The 17287-nt window shown below is 71.4% G+C and carries 16 protein-coding genes; 13 read left to right on the top strand and 3 right to left on the bottom strand.

Annotated elements, in window-relative coordinates; all coding sequences use genetic code 11:
* Positions 1-57 precede the first annotated feature (57 nt).
* From ACF07N_RS06100 to mutM, 4 genes are all read left to right on the top strand, one after another.
* Positions 58-702 (top strand): YceD family protein, encoded by a 645-nt coding sequence (locus tag ACF07N_RS06100; protein ID WP_383325735.1) that lies wholly within the window; start codon positions 58-60, stop codon positions 700-702.
* Positions 703-704: 2 nt separating this feature from the next.
* Positions 705-878 (top strand): 50S ribosomal protein L32, encoded by a 174-nt coding sequence (gene rpmF, locus ACF07N_RS06095; protein ID WP_007493396.1) that lies wholly within the window; start codon positions 705-707, stop codon positions 876-878.
* Between the two features lie 7 nt (positions 879-885).
* Positions 886-1737 (top strand): ribonuclease III, encoded by an 852-nt coding sequence (gene rnc / locus ACF07N_RS06090; protein ID WP_383325739.1) that lies wholly within the window; start codon positions 886-888, stop codon positions 1735-1737.
* Positions 1738-1848: 111 nt separating this feature from the next.
* On the top strand, positions 1849-2709 hold the full coding sequence (mutM, locus tag ACF07N_RS06085; RefSeq protein WP_392109041.1) for a bifunctional DNA-formamidopyrimidine glycosylase/DNA-(apurinic or apyrimidinic site) lyase: 861 nt from the start codon (positions 1849-1851) through the stop codon (positions 2707-2709).
* Here mutM and ACF07N_RS06080 read toward each other — a convergent pair.
* Entirely contained in the window at positions 2682-3086 is a 405-nt protein-coding gene (locus ACF07N_RS06080; protein ID WP_383325745.1) for a winged helix-turn-helix transcriptional regulator, read from the bottom strand. The genes mutM and ACF07N_RS06080 overlap by 28 nt on opposite strands.
* Before the next feature lie 108 nt (positions 3087-3194).
* On the opposite strand from ACF07N_RS06080, the gene ACF07N_RS06075 reads away from it, so the two are divergent.
* The 3 genes from ACF07N_RS06075 (at position 3195) to ACF07N_RS06065 (ending at position 4795) form a co-directional block, all read left to right on the top strand.
* Complete coding sequence (locus ACF07N_RS06075) at positions 3195-3779, top strand: flavodoxin family protein (protein ID WP_392109037.1); 585 nt, start codon at positions 3195-3197, stop codon at positions 3777-3779.
* Positions 3780-3933: 154 nt separating this feature from the next.
* A complete protein-coding gene (locus tag ACF07N_RS06070) occupies positions 3934-4485 on the top strand; it encodes a hypothetical protein (protein ID WP_392109034.1) in 552 nt (183 codons plus the stop codon).
* Between the two features lie 88 nt (positions 4486-4573).
* The gene (locus ACF07N_RS06065) at positions 4574-4795 is read left to right on the top strand and encodes a hypothetical protein (protein ID WP_392111046.1); all 222 of its coding nucleotides are present in this window, start codon (positions 4574-4576) and stop codon (positions 4793-4795) included.
* A gap of 180 nt (positions 4796-4975) precedes the next feature.
* Here ACF07N_RS06065 and ACF07N_RS06060 read toward each other — a convergent pair whose 3' ends face one another.
* Positions 4976-6130, bottom strand: coding sequence for a CAP domain-containing protein (locus ACF07N_RS06060; RefSeq protein ID WP_392109031.1), 1155 nt, complete (start codon positions 6128-6130; stop codon positions 4976-4978).
* 161 nt (positions 6131-6291) lie between these two features.
* Here ACF07N_RS06060 and ACF07N_RS06055 point away from each other — a divergent pair, with 161 nt between their 5' ends.
* From ACF07N_RS06055 to ftsY, 5 genes are all read left to right on the top strand, one after another.
* On the top strand, positions 6292-6573 hold the full coding sequence (locus tag ACF07N_RS06055; RefSeq protein ID WP_356522618.1) for an acylphosphatase: 282 nt from the start codon (positions 6292-6294) through the stop codon (positions 6571-6573).
* A 377-nt stretch (positions 6574-6950) separates the two neighbouring features.
* Positions 6951-7154, top strand: a complete 204-nt coding sequence (locus ACF07N_RS06050) for a hypothetical protein (RefSeq protein WP_003993245.1) — start codon at positions 6951-6953, stop codon at positions 7152-7154.
* Positions 7155-7366: 212 nt separating this feature from the next.
* The gene (gene smc / locus ACF07N_RS06045) at positions 7367-10945 is read left to right on the top strand and encodes a chromosome segregation protein SMC (protein WP_392109027.1); all 3579 of its coding nucleotides are present in this window, start codon (positions 7367-7369) and stop codon (positions 10943-10945) included.
* Positions 10946-11167: 222 nt separating this feature from the next.
* Positions 11168-12586 (top strand): sugar porter family MFS transporter, encoded by a 1419-nt coding sequence (locus ACF07N_RS06040; RefSeq protein WP_383337757.1) that lies wholly within the window; start codon positions 11168-11170, stop codon positions 12584-12586.
* 475 nt (positions 12587-13061) lie between these two features.
* Positions 13062-14261, top strand: coding sequence for a signal recognition particle-docking protein FtsY (gene ftsY, locus ACF07N_RS06035; protein ID WP_392109023.1), 1200 nt, complete (start codon positions 13062-13064; stop codon positions 14259-14261).
* A 109-nt stretch (positions 14262-14370) separates the two neighbouring features.
* Here the strand turns inward: ftsY and ACF07N_RS06030 are convergent, their stop codons facing one another.
* Positions 14371-15036: a bifunctional DNA primase/polymerase gene (locus tag ACF07N_RS06030; protein ID WP_392109020.1), complete on the bottom strand. Its 666-nt coding sequence runs from the start codon at positions 15034-15036 to the stop codon at positions 14371-14373.
* A gap of 445 nt (positions 15037-15481) precedes the next feature.
* Between ACF07N_RS06030 and ACF07N_RS06025 the strand changes: the two genes are divergently transcribed.
* A complete protein-coding gene (locus ACF07N_RS06025) occupies positions 15482-16972 on the top strand; it encodes a hypothetical protein (RefSeq protein WP_392109017.1) in 1491 nt (496 codons plus the stop codon).
* The last annotated feature ends 315 nt before the right edge of the window (positions 16973-17287 follow it).

Genomic DNA, 17287 nt, shown 5'->3' with positions numbered 1-17287 from the left:
CTGCCCGGGAACACCGCAGGGCGGCGTTTCCTCCGAGCTCGAAGATCGAAAGCAGGAATGGCTCTGAACGCCCGCCTCGACCACCGCAACCCCCTCGTGTTCGACACGCACGAGCTGGGTCGGCGGCCTGGTGCGCTGCAGCGCCTGACCCGCACGGTCGACGCTCCCCAGGACCTCGGTATCAAGGGAGTCATCGGAGTGCCGCAAGGCGCCCCGGTCGAGCTCGAACTCCGGCTGGAGTCGGTCATGGAAGGGGTGCTCGTCACAGGCACCGCCCGTGCCACGGCCGAGGGGGAGTGCGTAAGGTGTCTGGAGCCGCTGGAGCAGGAGCTCGAAGCGGACTTCCAGGAGATGTTCTCGTACCCTGACGCCGACGACCGGGGCCGTGTGATCGCGGAACCGGGCGACGACGCCGAGGACGACGAGGACAGGCTCTTCCTCGAGGACGGCTTGTTCGACCTCGAGCCCGTGCTGCGTGATGCGGTGGTGCTCGCACTGCCGATGCAGCCGGTGTGCCGGGAAGACTGCCCCGGGCTGTGCGCCGAGTGCGGCGCGCGGCTGGCGGACGACCCGGACCACCACCATGACGCCGTCGACATCCGTTGGGCGGCATTGCAGGGACTCGCCGGCACCATGTCGGACGGCGAGAAGGACGAGATGAGCGGCGCCGAAGCGGGCGTCGACGAGAAGCAGGAGAAGTAGCCGTGGCTGTTCCGAAGCGGAAGATGTCGCGCAGCAACACGCGCCACCGCCGGTCGCAGTGGAAGGCTGCGGTCCCCACCCTGGTTGCGTGCGAGCGCTGCCACGAGCCCAAGCTGCAGCACATCGCGTGCCCGTCGTGCGGCACCTACAACAAGCGCCAGGTCCTCGAGGTCTGAGCGGTCGGTGAGAGGCACTGTGTCCACGCCTAAGAACAAGACTTCCCGCGTGAGCGGGAGTGCTCCGGCGGACAACCAGGCCTCGTCCCACACGCTTCTGGAAGGGCGGCTCGGCTACAAGGTCGAGTCCGCCCTTCTGGTGCGCGCGCTGACCCACCGGTCGTACGCATACGAGAACGGCGGTCTGCCGACCAACGAGCGCCTGGAGTTCCTCGGGGACTCCGTGCTCGGCCTCGTGGTCACGGACACGCTGTACCGCACCCACCCCGATCTGCCGGAAGGCCAGCTGGCCAAACTCCGGGCCGCGGTGGTCAACTCGCGTGCGCTCGCCGAGGTGGGCCGCGGGCTCGACCTGGGCTCCTTCATCCGGCTCGGCCGCGGTGAAGAGGGCACGGGCGGGCGGGACAAGGCGTCCATCCTCGCCGACACCCTGGAAGCGGTGATCGGCGCGGTCTACCTCGACCAGGGCCTGGACTCGGCGGCGGAGCTGGTGCACCGCCTGTTCGACCCCCTGATCGAGAAATCCTCGAACCTCGGAGCCGGCCTGGACTGGAAGACCAGTCTCCAGGAGCTCACCGCGACCGAAGGACTCGGCGTCCCCGAGTACCTGGTCACGGAGACCGGCCCCGACCACGAGAAGACCTTCACTGCTGCCGCCCGCGTCGGAGGCGTCTCGTACGGCACCGGCACCGGCCGCAGCAAGAAGGAGGCGGAGCAGCAGGCCGCCGAGTCCGCCTGGCGGTCCATCCGGGCCGCCGCGGACGAGCGCGCCAAGGCGGCGAAGGCCGCCGAGGAGACGCAGTCGGCGGCGGCCCAGGCCGCCCACACGGCCGTCGACGGCAGCACCGTCGACGGCTGACGAGCCGGCCGCCCGTACCGGGTGTCCGGCCACAGCACAGCGCACCCGAGCGCCCGCCCCTGCCCGGGGCGGGCGCTCGGGTCGTCCGCAGGTTCGTGACGGGGGATCCCCATGCCCGAGTTGCCCGAGGTCGAGGTCGTACGGCGCGGTCTGGAGCGGTGGGTCGCCCACCGGACCGTCGCCGAGGCCGAGGTGCTGCACCCGCGCGCGGTGCGCCGCCACCTCGCGGGCGCCGACGACTTCGCGCACCGCCTCAAGGGCCACCGCATCGGCGTACCGAGCCGCCGCGGCAAGTATCTGTGGCTGCCCCTGGAGGACACGGACCAGTCGATCCTGGCCCACCTCGGCATGAGCGGCCAGCTCCTGGTCCAGCCGCACACGGCCCCCGACGAGAAGCACCTGCGCATCCGGGTCCGCTTCACCGACACCGCGGACACCGAACTCCGCTTCGTCGACCAGCGCACCTTCGGCGGACTGTCGCTGCACGAGAACACCCCGGCCGGGCTGCCCGACGTCATCGCGCACATCGCCCGCGACCCGCTCGACCCGCTCTTCGACGACGAGGCCTTCCACCAGGCGCTGCGCCGCAAGCGGACCACCATCAAACGGGCCCTGCTCGACCAGTCGCTCATCAGCGGCGTCGGCAACATCTACGCGGACGAGGCCCTGTGGCGCTCCCGCATCCACTACGAGCGCCCCACCGCGACCTTCACCCGCCCGCGCACGCTGCTCCTGCTCGGACACGTACGGGACGTGATGAACGCGGCCCTGGCGGTGGGCGGCACCAGCTTCGACAGCCTGTACGTCAACGTCAACGGCGAGTCGGGCTACTTCGACCGGTCCCTCGACGCGTACGGCCGCGAGGGCCTGCCCTGCCGGCGCTGCGGCACTCCGATGCGGCGACGGCCCTGGATGAACCGGTCGAGCTACTTCTGCCCGCGGTGTCAGCGGGCGCCGCGCGTGGCGTCGTAGCGCTCGCGGGCGGCGAGCACGTCGTCCATCTGCCCCTCCACGAAGTGGATGAGGCTCAGCAACCGCTCGGCGACACCGCGCCCGAGCGGCGTCAGCTCGTAGTCGACCCGTGGCGGGTTGGTGGGCTGCGCCTCGCGGTGCACCAGGCCGTCGCGCTCCAGGGCGTGCAGCGTCTGGGAGAGCATCTTCTCGCTCACGCCGTCGACGCGGCGGCGCAGCTCGTTGAAGCGCAGCGGGCCCTCGTACAGGGCGCCGAGGGTCAGCCCGCCCCAGCGGCCCGTGACGTGCTCGAGCGTGCCGCGCGAGGGACAGGCCTTGGCGAACACGTTGTACGGGAGGTCGTCCAGCCCCTCCGTGAGCTCCTGGGTGGTGGTCATGAGGCCAGCCTACGCCAGCACAGCGCTAACCGACAGGTTGCACTAACTAGTAGTTAGTGCTTTCCTTTGGTCACCGTAAGCCATCTGCCGTGTTCGAGGAGCCCTTCCATGACCACTCCCGTCGTCTCCCTCGCCTACCACTCCGGCTACGGCCACACCGCCGTCCTCGCCGAAGCCGTCCGGGCCGGGGCCGTCGAGGCCGGGGCCGAGGTGCACCTGATCAGCGTCGACGAGATCACCGAGGAGCAGTGGGCCATCCTCGACCGCTCGGATGCCATCGTGTTCGGATCGCCGACCTACATGGGCACCGCGTCCGGCGCCTTCCACGTCTTCGCCGAGGCCACGTCCAAGCGCTGGGCCACGCAGGCCTGGAAGGACAAGCTGGCCGCCGGCTTCACCAACTCGGCCTCCAAGAGCGGGGACAAGCTGCACACCCTGCAGTACTTCCAGATCCTCGCGGCCCAGCTCGGCATGCACTGGGTCAACCTCGGCCTGCTCCCCGGCTGGAACAGCAGCACCGCGTCCGAGAACGACCTGAACCGCCTCGGCGTCTTCACGGGCGCCGCCGCGTCGACCAACGCGGACGAGGGCCCGGAGGCCGTCCACAAGTCCGACATCGCCACGGCGGAGCAGCTGGGACGCCGGGTGACGGAGACGGCGAGGACGTTCCTCAGGGGCTCGGCCGCGGCGTGAGCCCCGCGGGCTGTCCCACGCGGATCTCGAAGCCGGCCCGGGCATGGGCGCCGCCGTGCGGTCGGCCGACCGCGGACTTCCGGACGCCGTGCCGAGCCGTCCCACCGCTACGCTCATCGGGGCAGTCCACACTGAGCCGTACCCGGGGGAGACCGTGAACCGACCGCTGCTGTTCCTCGACGTGGACGGGCCACTCAACCCCTACGCCGCCCGGCCGGAGAGGCGCCCCCACGGCTACACCACCCTCAGGGTCCCCCGGAACAACGCCGATGAGGACGACAGGAGCCTCTCGTCCCGACGACGTCCCCTGCGTGTCTGGCTCAACCCGGAGCACGGACGAATCCTGTTCCAGCTCGGCTTCGACCTGTGCTGGGCCACCACGTGGATGGACGACGCCAACCGGTGGATCGCTCCGGTCCTCGGCCTTCCGGCACTCCCCTTCGTGGACTTCGGCGACGCCCTGCTCAAGGAACGCCCTGATGGAGTGCACTGGAAGACCGGACCGCTGGTGGACTACGCGGCAGGCCGCCCCTTCGCCTGGGTCGACGACGAGCAGAGCGAGCTGGATGAGACGTACGTGATCGCCCACCACCAAGGCCCCGGGCTCCTCCACCACGTCAATCCGCGAGTCGGCCTACGGGAGGACGACTTCCGTGCACTCGCCGACTACGCCCGGTCCCTGAACGCCTCCCGGACCACCGGCTAGGCGCGGTTCCCGGCTCGTGCGGTACCGACGAGCTGATCGACGACCTTGATCTGCTCACGGACGGCTTCCTGGAGGGGTGCGAGTGGACATGCTCGAGCTGATGGCGTGGCTGGCGGAGCGGGGAGTCACGTCCGTGTTCAAGGTCGACGGTGATCGCATGACCGAGCACAGGCAGGCCTGGATGGTCATCGTCAGTGGGGGGTCGCTCGGTGAGGACTCGTTCTTCCGCGCGGACCTGGCCACGGCAGACGCGTGCCTCGATGCGTTGCTCGCTCACCTTGAGCGCAAGGGCTTGTCGCCGTTCGCATGACCGCGTGTCTCCGGCCGCACTGTGTGCGAAGGGCGAGATCAAGCGACTCCGGAGCGAACGTCGCCCGGCACAGGTCGCGGACTTCAGCGGAGAGCGGCATACCCCGAGGATGAACGCTGCGGGCCCCGAACGGCAGAGAACGGCCCGGGAAGGCAGTCAGCTCTCTGACCTCCGGCTGTCTCAGTAGCCGAAGTTCTGCGTCCACCACGGACCGCCCGAGCCGAGTTCCACGCCGACGCCCAGGGTCTTGAAGTCGCAGTTCAGGATGTTGGCGCGGTGGCCGGGGCTGTTCATCCAGGCGTCCATCACGGCCGCCGCGTCGGCCTGGCCGCGGGCTATGTTCTCGCCGCCGAGATTGCTTATGCCGGCCTTCTCCGCCCGGTCCCACGGAGTCCGGCCGTCCGGGTCGGTGTGGTCGAAGAAGCCCCGCGCGGCCATGTCCTCGCTGTAGCTCTGGGCCAGGTCGGTCAGGGCGCTGTTCGCGGCGACCGGGCTGCAGCCCACCTTGGCCCGCTCCTCGTTCACGAGCGCCAGCACCTGCGCGGCGGCCGCGGTCTCCCCGGGGAGCGCGACGGAGGCGCCGGGGCTGCGCGGTGCCTTCGTGGCCGTGCGGGACGGCGTGCTGTCCGGCTTCTTGCTGGGCGTGGCGGCCGGCTGCTTCTTCTCCGGTGCCTTCTCCGGCGTCTCGTCGGCCTTCTCCGGCGTCTTCGTCGGCGCTGCCGACGACTTCGAGGCGGAGGGCGAGGGCGGGACGGAACGCCCGCTGTCCCGGCTGGCCGGGGCGTCGTCCCGGCTCTCGGCGCTGCCGGAGGTGCCGCCCTGCTCCGTCGGGAAGCTCGTCGCCGTGTCGCCGGCCTGGACGTCCTCGGTGTTGCTGCCGCCGCCGAGCTTGTAGTTCTCCAGGCCCGGGACCGCGCCCGTGGCCACCGCGACCGTGCCGAGCGCGACGGCGGCGGACACGCCGAGCAGTCCGGTGCGCATCGGGCGGGCGGTCTTCTTCCGGCGGCGGTGCGCGCCCGCGCGGCGGGTGCCGCCGTCGGGAGTGAAACCGTCCGACGCGAAACCGTTTGAGGCGAATCCGTCCGAGCCGAAACCGTCGCTCGCGAAGACGGCCGTCTCCGTGAAGCGGTCACCGGGCGCGGACGCCTCCGCCCCGTACAGGTACGCCTCGCTCCTGGCGTAGGTCTCGGCGTACGCCTCCGGGTTCAGGTAGGGCGCGATGCCCATCGTCGGGGCGTCGTCCGCGGTGGAGTGCAGCGGGTCGTGGCCCTCCGCGAAGCCGTCGGCGTGGCCCGTGGCGGCGCGGCCGTCGGCGGAGCGTCGGTGGCGTCCCATGTCCTGGCCTTCCTCGTCCTGGCGGTCGACTCGTCCTCGAGATCAACACCAAACTCACTCGATCGTGTGAGTTTCATATGAGATTCGTTGATGGGGGACGGTACCGCATGGCGCAAGGGGAGGAAGTGCCCGGAGGGAGATCGGGCGGTTAGGTTGCAGTCATGAGCGAGGATGTGCGACTGGTCGCCTGGGTGCGGGGACGCGTCCAAGGTGTGGGTTTCCGCTGGTTCACGCGGGCCAAGGCCCTGGAGATCGGCGGCCTGAGTGGTTTTGCTCTCAATTTGGGCGACGGACGGGTCCAGGTCGTCGCCGAGGGCGCGCGCGAGGGCTGCGAAGGGCTGCTGGAGTGGCTCCGCGGTGACGACACGCCCGGCCGCGTGGACGGTGTCACAGAGATCTGGGACACACCCCGAGGCGGCTACGAGGGCTTCGCCATCCGCTGACCCCGCCCGGGCGGACGGCCTCCGGGCCGCCCCCGAAGAGGCCCGGGGCCGTCGGCCCGCCCGGAAAGTCGCTGGTGATTGCGGGAACCGCTTGCCTCGGCGGGCTCCAGACGCAAGGATGATCGCCACGCCCCGAGGGCCCACTGAAACCGCCGCGCCGCCGTTCCAGGCCGTGTGCGCCAGGGATGCCCGCCAATACGGGGCGTGATCGTGTTGACCGTCAAACTTTTTGGTGAGACGCTGAAAGCACCCCGCGCACCTTAGCTGTTTGGCATGGCTGAACGGCAGCACAACTGAAGGCCCTGCCAAGCTGCGGGTGCGAATCCCTCACGACCCAACCGCATCGGTCGGTCACTCATTGTGGAGGACCATCCATCATGGCAAAGGCGCTTCTCGGTTACGTCGGCGGCTCCGACCCTCGACTCCTCGCCGAGATGCGACGGCTCCAGCAGCGCGTCCAGGACCTGGAATCCGAGCTCGTACGGATCCAGGCCGAGAACGAGGCGCTGACGGCTGCCGCTTCTCACGACAGGATCATGGAGAGCGTTGACGCACACCAGGCGGAGCCTGCGCTCACCTGATCACTGCACCGCTCCACATCGGCACGCAGTGGTGAAGGAAGCCCGTCACAACCGCTGAGTTGTCAGAAGTGCAAGGGACGCCACCGGCGTCCCTTCTTTCTTTCCCCCGCGCATCCTTTCACCGTCTTTAACGTCTGGTCTGCCCTGCGCGTTCAGGGGCGAAACCGCGGGTTCATGGAGTGAGACGAAGCCGGGCGGTAAAGTCCGGCGGCGTGCACCTCAAGGCCCTGACCCTCCGCGGGTTCAAGTCGTTCGCCTCGGCGACCACCCTCCGGTTCGAGCCGGGGATCACGTGTGTCGTCGGACCGAACGGCTCGGGCAAGTCCAACGTCGTCGACGCGCTCAGCTGGGTCATGGGGGAGCAGGGCGCCAAGTCGCTGCGCGGCGGCAAGATGGAGGACGTCATCTTCGCCGGCACCACCGGCCGCCCGCCGCTCGGCCGCGCCGAGGTGTCCCTGACCATCGACAACTCCGACGGGGCCCTGCCCATCGAGTACGCCGAGGTCACCATCACGCGGATCATGTTCCGCAACGGCGGCAGCGAGTACCAGATCAACGGCGACACCTGCCGTCTCCTCGACATCCAGGAACTGCTCTCCGACTCCGGCATCGGCCGCGAGATGCACGTCATCGTCGGCCAGGGCCAGCTCGACTCCGTGCTGCACGCCGACCCCATGGGCCGCCGCGCCTTCATCGAGGAGGCCGCGGGCGTCCTGAAGCACCGCAAGCGCAAGGAGAAGGCGCTGCGCAAGCTCGACGCGATGCAGGCCAACCTCGCGCGCGTGCAGGACCTCACCGACGAACTCCGGCGGCAGCTCAAGCCCCTCGGCCGGCAGGCCGCCGTCGCGCGCAGGGCCGCCGTCATCCAGGCCGACCTGCGGGACGCCCGCCTGCGCCTGCTCGCCGACGACCTCGTACGGCTCCGGGCGGCGCTCCAGGCCGAGGTCGCCGACGAGGCCGCGCTGAAGGAGCGCAAGGAGGCCGCCGAGCAGCAGCTGCGCCGGGCGCTGCAGCGCGAGGCCCTGCTGGAGGACGAGGTCCGGCGGCTCGCGCCGCGCCTGCAGCGCGCCCAGCAGACCTGGTACGAGCTCTCCCAGCTCGCCGAGCGGGTGCGCGGCACGATCTCGCTCGCCGACGCCCGCGTGAAGAGCGCCACCTCCGCGCCCCCCGAGGAGCGGCGCGGCCGCGACCCCGAGGACATGGAGCGCGAGGCCGCCCGCATCCGCGAGCAGGAGGCCGAGCTGGAGGCGGCCCTGGAAGCCGCCGAGCGGGCCCTGGAGGACACGGTCGCCCACCGCGCCGAGCTGGAACGCGAACTGGCCCAGGAGGAGCGGCGCCTGAAGGACGCCGCCCGTGCCATCGCCGACCGGCGAGAGGGCCTGGCCCGGCTCAGCGGCCAGGTCAACGCGGCCCGCTCCCGCGCGGCCTCCGCCCAGGCCGAGATCGAGCGCCTGGCCGCCGCCCGCGACGAGGCGCGGGAACGTGCCGTCGCCGCCCAGGAGGAGTACGAGGCCCTCAAGGCCGAGGTCGACGGCCTCGACGCCGGCGACGCGGAACTCGCCGAACAGCACGAGGCGGCCAAGCGGCAGCTCACCGAGGCCGAGGCCGCCCTCACCGCGGCCCGGGAAGCCGCCACCGCCGCCGAACGCAGGCGCGCCGCCACCCAGGCCCGCCACGAGACCCTGGCCCTCGGCCTGCGCCGCAAGGACGGCACCGGGATGCTGCTCGCGGCCAAGGACCGCCTCTCCGGCCTGCTCGGCCCGGCGGCGGAACTCCTCACGGTGAGCCCCGGCCACGAGGTCGCCCTGGCCGCCGCGTTCGGGGCGGCGGCGGACGCCGTCGCGGTCACGTCCCCCACGTCCGCGGCCGACGCGATCCGGCTCCTCCGGAAACAGGACGGTGGCAGGGCCACCCTGCTCCTGGCGGGCGATGACGTCCCCGGGGACGCGGGGAACGACGCGACCGGTCACACCGACGCCGCGGACGCCCGCCACCGCTACGCCGCGGACCTGGTCCGCGGCCCCGCGAACCTCATGCCCGCCGTCAGGCGGCTCCTCCACGGCGTCGTCGTCGTCAGCACGCTCGAAGAGGCCGAGGACCTCGTCTACGCGCACCCCCACCTCACCGCTGTGACCGCCGAGGGCGACCTCCTCGGCGCCCACTTCGCCCACGGCGGTTCGGCCGGCGCACCCAGCCTCCTCGAAGTGCAGGCCTCCGTGGACGAGGCCGCCGCCGAGCTGGCGGAGCTGGCCGTGCGCTGCGAGGAACTCGCCGAGGCCCAGCGGGAGGCCGGGGAACGGCGCAAGGAGTGCGCCGCGCTCGTCGAGGAGCTGGGGGACCGGCGCCGGGCCGCCGACCGGGAGAAGTCGGCCGTGGCCCAGCAGCTCGGCCGGCTCGCCGGGCAGGCGCGGGGCGCGGCGGGGGAGGCCGAGCGGTCCAGCGCCGCCGCGGCCCGTGCCCAGGAGGCCCTGGACAGGGCGCTGCAGGAGGTCGAGGAACTCGCCGAGCGGCTCGCCGTCGCCGAGGAGATGCCGATCGAGGAGGAGCCCGACACCTCCGTGCGGGACCGGCTCGCCGCCGACGGCGCCAACGCCCGCCAGACCGAGATGGAGGCCCGTCTCCAGGTCCGTACGCACGAGGAACGGGTCAAGGGCCTGGCCGGCCGGGCCGACTCCCTGGACCGGGCCGCCCGCGCGGAGCGCGAGGCACGCGCGCGTGCCGAGCAGCGGCGGGCCCGGCTGCGCCACGAGGCGGCCGTCGCGGAGGCCGTCGGCTCGGGCGCCCGGCAGCTGCTCGCGCACGTGGAGGTCTCGCTCGCCCGCGCCGAGGAGGAGCGCACCGCGGCCGAGGCCGCCAAGGCCCGCCGTGAGCAGGAACTCGCCCGCGCCCGCACCGAGGGGCGTGACCTCAAGGCCGAACTCGACAAGCTGACGGATTCGGTCCACCGCGGTGAGGTACTCGGCGCCGAGAAGCGGCTGCGGATCGAGCAGCTGGAGACCAGGGCACTGGAGGAGCTGGGTGTGGAACCGGCCGGGCTGGTGGCGGAGTACGGTCCGCACCAGCCGGTGCCGCCCTCGCCCCCCGCCGAGGGCGAGGAGCTGCCGGAGGACCCCGAGCACCCGCGCAACCGCCCCAGGCCGTTCCACCGCGCCGAGCAGGAGAAGCGCCTCAAAGCCGCCGAGCGCGCCTACCAGCAGCTCGGCAAGGTCAACCCGCTCGCCCTGGAGGAGTTCGCCGCGCTGGAGGAACGCCACCAGTTCCTCAGCGAGCAGCTGGAGGACCTGAAGAAGACCCGCGCCGACCTGCTCCAGGTGGTGAAGGAGGTCGACGAGCGCGTCGAGCAGGTCTTCACCGAGGCCTACCGGGACACCGCCCGGGAGTTCGAGGGCGTCTTCAGCAGGCTCTTCCCCGGAGGGGAGGGGCGGCTGGTGCTGACCGACCCCGACAACATGCTCACCACGGGCGTGGACGTCGAGGCCCGGCCGCCGGGCAAGAAGGTCAAGCGGCTGTCGCTGCTCTCCGGCGGGGAGCGGTCGCTGACGGCGGTCGCGCTGCTCGTGTCGATCTTCAAGGCGCGGCCCAGCCCGTTCTACGTCATGGACGAGGTCGAGGCCGCTCTGGACGACACCAACCTCCAGCGGCTCATCCGGATCATGCAGGAGCTGCAGGAGGCCTCGCAGCTGATCGTGATCACCCACCAGAAGCGCACGATGGAGGTCGCCGACGCGTTGTACGGCGTCTCCATGCAGGGCGACGGTGTGTCGAAGGTCATCTCCCAGCGCCTCCGCTAGATCGGTGTGCTCTACACCGGTCTCACCTGCACCGCTTCATGGCTTCAACACTTGAACACATTCCTGTCACACTGCTGCCGCAGATTCACAGCAGCCGACCTATTGACTTCGAAACTTGAAGGCATAGTCTCGGCAACGTTCCTTTTACCTTCAGGTACCTTCAGGTGGACCTCGAAGGGCTGACCCCCTCCGGCAGCGTTGCCGGTGGCCCGAGGAGTACACGTGACCAGCACAGCGCAGGCACCCAAGTCAGGAGCCGGGACGGCTCACCCCGATCATCTCGGGCACGTCATCTTCATCGCGGCGGCGGCCGCGATGGGCGGTTTCCTCTTCGGCTACGACAGCTCCGTCATCAACGGTGCCGTCGAGGCCATCCGTGACCGCTACGACGTCGGCTCCGCGGCCCTCGCCCAGGTCATCGCCATCGCCCTCATCGGCTGCGCCATCGGCGCCGCCACCGCCGGCCGGATAGCCGACCGCATCGGCCGCATCCGGTGCATGCAGATCGCCGCGGTCCTCTTCACCGTCAGCGCCATCGGCTCCGCGCTCCCCTTCGCACTGTGGGACCTCGCCTTCTGGCGCGTCGTCGGCGGTTTCGCCATCGGCATGGCCTCGGTGATCGGCCCGGCCTACATCGCCGAGGTCGCCCCGCCCGCCTACCGCGGCCGGCTCGGCTCCTTCCAGCAGGCCGCGATCGTCATCGGCATCGCCGTGTCGCAGCTGGTCAACTGGGGCCTGCTCAACGCCGCCGACGGTGACCAGCGCGGCAAGCTGATGGGCCTGGAGGCCTGGCAGGTCATGCTCGGCGTCATGGTCGTCCCGGCCGTGCTGTACGGCCTGCTCTCCTTCGCGATCCCCGAGTCCCCGCGCTTCCTCATCTCCGTCGGCAAGCACGAGCGCGCCCGGCAGATCCTTTCCGAGGTCGAGGGCAAGGACGTCGACCTGGACGCCCGTGTCGCCGAGATCGAGGGCGCCATGAAGAGCGAGCACAAGTCCAGCTTCAAGGACCTGCTCGGCGGCAGCTTCTTCTTCAAGCCGATCGTCTGGATCGGCATCGGCCTGTCGGTCTTCCAGCAGTTCGTCGGCATCAACGTCGCGTTCTACTACTCCTCGACGCTGTGGCAGTCGGTCGGCGTGGACCCGACGGACTCGTTCTTCTACTCCTTCACCACGTCGATCATCAACATCGTCGGCACCGTCATCGCGATGATCTTCGTCGACCGGGTCGGCCGCAGGCCGCTCGCGATCATCGGCTCGATCGGCATGGTCGTCGGCCTGGCGCTGGAGGCCTGGGCGTTCTCCTACCACCTGGTCGACGGCAAGCTGCCCGCCGCGCAGGGCTGGATCGCCCTGATCGCCGCGCACATCTTCGTGCTCTTCTTCGCCCTGTCGTGGGGTGTGGTCGTCTGGGTCATGCTCGGCGAGATGTTCCCCAACCGGATCCGCGCCGCCGCCCTGGGCGTGGCCGCCGCCGCGCAGTGGATCGCCAACTGGGCCATCACCGCGAGCTTCCCGTCGCTGGCCGACTGGAACCTGTCCGTGACGTACGTGATCTACACGGCGTTCGCCGCGCTCTCCATCCCGTTCGTCCTGAAGTTCGTCACCGAGACGAAGGGCAAGTCCCTGGAGGAGATGGGCTGAGCCCGTCCCGCGCACTCGGGGAGAAGGGCCAAGTCCCCGCTGCCCCTCTCCCCGTAACCCGCCGCCGCCCCGGTTCGGCCACTGCCCGAGCCGGGGCGGCGGTCCGTCGTTCCGACGGGACGACACGTCCCACCGGACGATGACGCCGCCCGCGATCACCCGCGCGTGACCTCCAGGCCGTCACCGGACGGCACCGGCGACGTCGACCAGCGGTCCGTCCGGCTCGCGCAGGAACACGTCCACCGGCGAGGTCGTGCCCCCAGTGGAGCACCGGGCGGACACCGCGGGCCGCCTTTGGCCGAGGCCCGGCCGCGCACTGCGGGCGCGGGGATCCGGTACGGCCGGGTGGTGTCCGGGGGGACGCAAGGCTGACGGAGTGTCAGGCATCCAGGGGTGTGCAGATCCGGCGGCCCCGGCCTTTCGGGGCGGTGCGCGCAGGGTGACCCGGGGCCCCATGACTGATACTGGACGCGTTATGGACATCGTCATCCTTGCTGTAGTCATCGCCGTGGTCGTGCTCGGCGCGCTCGGCGGGCTCATCGTCGGCAGCCGGCGCACGAAGCAGCTGCCGCCGCCCCCGCCCGCGGCGCCCGACATCACCGCCCCACCGGCCGAGCCGCACGTCGGCGACGAGGCCGAGACGCCGCGGGAGGAACCGCGGCGCACGATAGAGGAGGTTGATCTCCCGGACGGCTCGGCTCCGGTCGTCGTCGAGGAGCCGCCCGCCGAGGCTCCCGCGATCGAGATCCCGGAGCCCACCGCCGGCCGCCTGGTCCGGCTGCGGGCCCGGCTCTCCCGCTCGCAGAACGCCCTCGGCCAGGGCCTGCTGACCCTGCTGTCCCGCGAGCACCTCGACGAGGACACCTGGGAGGAGATCGAGGACACGCTGCTCACCGCCGACGTCGGCGTGCAGCCAACCCAGGAGCTGGTCGAGCGGCTGCGCGAGCGTGTGAAGGTGCTCGGCACCCGCACCCCCGAGGAACTGCGCACCCTGCTCCGCGAGGAGCTCATCACCTTGGTCGGCCGCGACATGGACCGCGCGGTCAAGACCGAGCCGGAGGACCGCAAGCCCGGCATCGTGATGGTCGTCGGCGTCAACGGCACCGGCAAGACCACCACCACCGGCAAGCTCGCCCGCGTCCTGGTCGCCGACGGCCAGAGCGTGGTGCTCGGCGCCGCCGACACCTTCCGGGCCGCCGCCGCCGACCAGCTCCAGACCTGGGGCGAGCGCGTCGGCGCCTACACCGTGCGCGGACCGGAGGGCGGCGACCCCGCCTCCGTGGCCTTCGACGCGGTCAAGGAGGGCAAGGAGATGGGCGCGAACGTCGTGCTCATCGACACCGCCGGCCGCCTGCACACCAAGACCGGCCTGATGGACGAGCTCGGCAAGGTCAAGCGGGTCGTCGAGAAGCACGCCCCGGTCGACGAGGTGCTGCTCGTCCTCGACGCCACCACCGGCCAGAACGGCCTGGTCCAGGCCCGGGTCTTCTCCGAGGTCGTGGACATCACCGGCATCGTGCTCACCAAGCTGGACGGCACGGCCAAGGGCGGCATCGTGGTCGCGGTCCAGCGTGAGCTGGGCGTCCCGGTCAAGCTCATCGGGCTCGGTGAGGGCGCGGACGACCTCGCGCCGTTCGAGCCGGAGGCGTTCGTTGACGCCCTTATCGGGGAGTGAGCTCGGCACCAGCCGCCGCACGACCTGCGAAGAACCGTACCTGCGCGAGAAGCGCCCGCCCCCGAGGTGCAGTCGGGGACGGGCGCTTCGCTCTGTGTCCCGGCCGCCGCTACGCGCGTGAGCGATGGGCCACGTACGCCAGCGTGCCCAGCACCAGCCGGGCCTCCGGCGGCCGGGAGGCGGAGTCCAGGGCGGGGGAGCGCAGCCAGCGGACCGGGCCGAGGCCCCCGCGGTCCGAGGGCGGCGCCGTGATGTGCGTGCCCGGGCCGAGGCCGCGCAGGTCGAGGGCGTCCGGGTCGTCCCAGCCCATGCGGTAGAGCAGCCCGGGCAGGTCAGCGGCGGCGCCGGGGGCGACGAAGAAGTGGGCGCGGCCGTCCGGCGTGGCCGCGACCGGGCCGACGGGCAGGCCCATGCGCTCCAGCCGGGCCAGGGCACGGCGGCCGGCCGGTTCGGCCACCTCGATGACGTCGAAGGCGCGGCCGACCGGCAGCATCACCGAGGCGCCGGGGAACTCGCCCCAGGCGTCCGTCACGTCGTCGAGCGTCGCCCCGGCGGGGATCACCGGGGCGAAGGCCAGCGGGTGCGCGCCGGGAGCGGCGCAGTCACGGCGTCCGCAGGAGCAGGCGCCTCCCGCGGCCCGGGCCCCCGGCACCACGTCCCAGCCCCACAGCCCGGTGTACTCGGCCACCGCCGTGCCGTCCGGCGTACGGCTGCGGCGGCGCGAGCCGGACCGGATGTCGCGCATGCCCCGGCTGATGCCGATCGTGAAGCCCATACCCCCTCCAACGGGTCCGGCGCACCCGTGGTTACGCAGCGGACGCGATACGTGACTCTCTGTTTCCGCCTTCCCGGCGGCGGTCCGTTCACTCCGCGCCAGGAAGTGCCCAGGGTGGTGTGCCCGACGGCGCGCGCCCCTGCGTGCCTCGCTGCACCCGCTCCTGGGTGTGCTGTGTCAAGTGAATCGCGCGTTGACGCACAGGAGTTCATCCGATGGGGTGGCGAATGGTGGCGTTTCCGTGTGAGCCATGGCTGGACGGGTGATCGTAGGATTACTTTGTGTGCACGAGGCCTGGGGGCACATGCACTCGCGGGTATGCCGGAGGCAAGTCGTCTTTCCGTTCGAAGGGTGACAAGGCCCGGACGGGCGGCCGTACGAACCGGCATGCTGATAGGGCTTGGCGCACTCGGCGACAAGTGGTCTCAGGGATGGGGGCGTTCCAGTGAGCGGCAACGGCGAGAGCGGGACGAACGCTGCGAGCGCGACGCACGCCGACAAGCGCCCCAACGAGCTGCTCACCTCCTGGTTCGTGCGCAGCGGCTGGTCCAAGGGCGAACTCGCCCGCCAGGTCAACCGCAGGGCACGGCAGTTGGGCGCCAACCACATCTCCACGGACACCTCGCGCGTGCGCCGCTGGCTCGACGGGGAGAACCCGCGCGAGCCGATCCCCAGGATCCTGTCCGAGCTGTTCTCGGAGCGCTTCGGCGTCGTCGTATCCGTCGAGGACCTGGGCCTGCGCACCGCGCGCCAGTCACCCTCCGCGACCGGCGTCGACCTGCCCTGGACGGGCCCGCAGACGGTGGCCCTGCTCAGCGAGTTCTCGCGCAGCGACCTGATGCTGGCGCGGCGCGGCTTCCTCGGGAGCTCGCTGGTCCTGTCTGCGGGCCCGGCCCTCATCGAGCCCATGCAGCGCTGGCTCGTGCCCTCGCCCCCGGCTCCGCGCTCCGAGCCGGAGGCGGCCGCCTCCGGCCGTCGCGGCCGCCTGTCCAAGCCGGAGCTGGACCTCCTGGAGTCCACCACGGTGATGTTCCGGCAGTGGGACGCCCAGTGCGGCGGCGGGCTGCGCCGCAAGGCGGTCGTCGGCCAGCTGCACGAGGTGACCGACCTGCTCCAGGAGCCCCAGCCGGAGGCGACCACCCGGCGCCTGTTCAAGGTCGCCGCCGAGCTCGCCGAGCTGGCCGGCTGGATGTCCTACGACATCGGGCTCCAGCCGACCGCGCAGAAGTACTTCGTCCTCGCGCTGCACGCGGCCAAGGAGGCCGGTGACCGGCCCCTCGGCTCGTACGTGCTCTCCAGCATGAGCCGTCAGATGATCCACCTCGGCCGGCCCGACGACGCGCTGGAGCTGATCCACCTCGCGCAGTACGGCAGCCGGGACTGCGCGAGCCCGCGCACCCAGTCGATGCTGTATGCGATGGAGGCCCGCGCCTACGCCAACATGGGCCAGCCCGGCAAGTGCAAGCGGGCGGTGCGGATGGCCGAGGACACCTTCGCCGAGGCCGACGAGTGGGACGAGCCGGACCCCGACTGGATCCGCTTCTTCTCCGAGGCCGAGCTCCACGGGGAGAACTCGCACTCGTACCGCGACCTCGCCTACGTCGCCGGCCGCAGCCCCACCTACGCCTCGCTGGCCGAGCCCTTGATGAAGCGGGCGGTGGAGCTGTTCGCCGAGGACGGCGAGCACCAGCGGTCGTATGCGCTGAACCTGATCGGCATGGCCACGGTGCACCTCCTGCAGCGCGAGCCCGAGCAGAGCACGGTCTTCGCCACGCAGGCCATGCAGGTCGCCAAGAAGGTCCGCTCCGAGCGTGTCAACACCCGCATCCGCAAGACCGTGGACACCGCCGCACGCGACTTCGGCGACCTCGGCGAGGTCGTCGACCTCACCGAACGGCTCGCCGCCGAACTGCCCGAGACCGCCGAGGCGGTCTGACCAGCCGCACCCCCCAAGACCCCGGCCGCGGCCGGCCCTCCCGAACTGCCCGACTCGGCTCCCCCAGCCAGGTCATCGGAAGGCCGACCGCGGCCGGTCCGTGTGCCCCGCGGACAGCGGGCGCGCCGAAGATTGCGCCACGATAACGATCGGCGCGCCCGCCCTCCGGCAGTTCATCGACGCGTAACACGCCACGCGCCTTCGTCACGGCCGCGAAACAACGAGGGGCCTCCACCGAAACCGCGCTGCGCCAATCTCGTGGCGCATAACCGGCCCACCCCCTCACTCCGCTCCAGGCTTCGCCCGCACGGGGCC

Origin of the sequence: Streptomyces sp. NPDC015242, assembly GCF_043079125.1 — a bacterium.
In the GTDB taxonomy this organism is placed as follows: domain Bacteria; phylum Actinomycetota; class Actinomycetes; order Streptomycetales; family Streptomycetaceae; genus Streptomyces.
This window is presented reverse-complemented; position numbering and strand designations above follow the sequence as displayed.

What these genes read in the sequence shown, in the direction of transcription:
- ACF07N_RS06055 (WP_356522618.1), top strand. Translation starts at nt 6,292, where the DNA reads ATGAGCGAGGATGTGCGACTGGTCGCCTGGGTGCGGGGACGCGTCCAA.
- ACF07N_RS06080 (WP_383325745.1), bottom strand. Translation starts at nt 3,086, where the DNA reads ATGACCACCACCCAGGAGCTCACGGAGGGGCTGGACGACCTCCCGTAC.
- ftsY (WP_392109023.1), top strand. Translation starts at nt 13,062, where the DNA reads ATGGACATCGTCATCCTTGCTGTAGTCATCGCCGTGGTCGTGCTCGGC.
- ACF07N_RS06050 (WP_003993245.1), top strand. Translation starts at nt 6,951, where the DNA reads ATGGCAAAGGCGCTTCTCGGTTACGTCGGCGGCTCCGACCCTCGACTC.
- ACF07N_RS06060 (WP_392109031.1), bottom strand. Translation starts at nt 6,130, where the DNA reads ATGGGACGCCACCGACGCTCCGCCGACGGCCGCGCCGCCACGGGCCAC.
- mutM (WP_392109041.1), top strand. Translation starts at nt 1,849, where the DNA reads ATGCCCGAGTTGCCCGAGGTCGAGGTCGTACGGCGCGGTCTGGAGCGG.
- ACF07N_RS06030 (WP_392109020.1), bottom strand. Translation starts at nt 15,036, where the DNA reads ATGGGCTTCACGATCGGCATCAGCCGGGGCATGCGCGACATCCGGTCC.
- ACF07N_RS06100 (WP_383325735.1), top strand. Translation starts at nt 58, where the DNA reads ATGGCTCTGAACGCCCGCCTCGACCACCGCAACCCCCTCGTGTTCGAC.
- ACF07N_RS06065 (WP_392111046.1), top strand. Translation starts at nt 4,574, where the DNA reads ATGCTCGAGCTGATGGCGTGGCTGGCGGAGCGGGGAGTCACGTCCGTG.
- ACF07N_RS06075 (WP_392109037.1), top strand. Translation starts at nt 3,195, where the DNA reads ATGACCACTCCCGTCGTCTCCCTCGCCTACCACTCCGGCTACGGCCAC.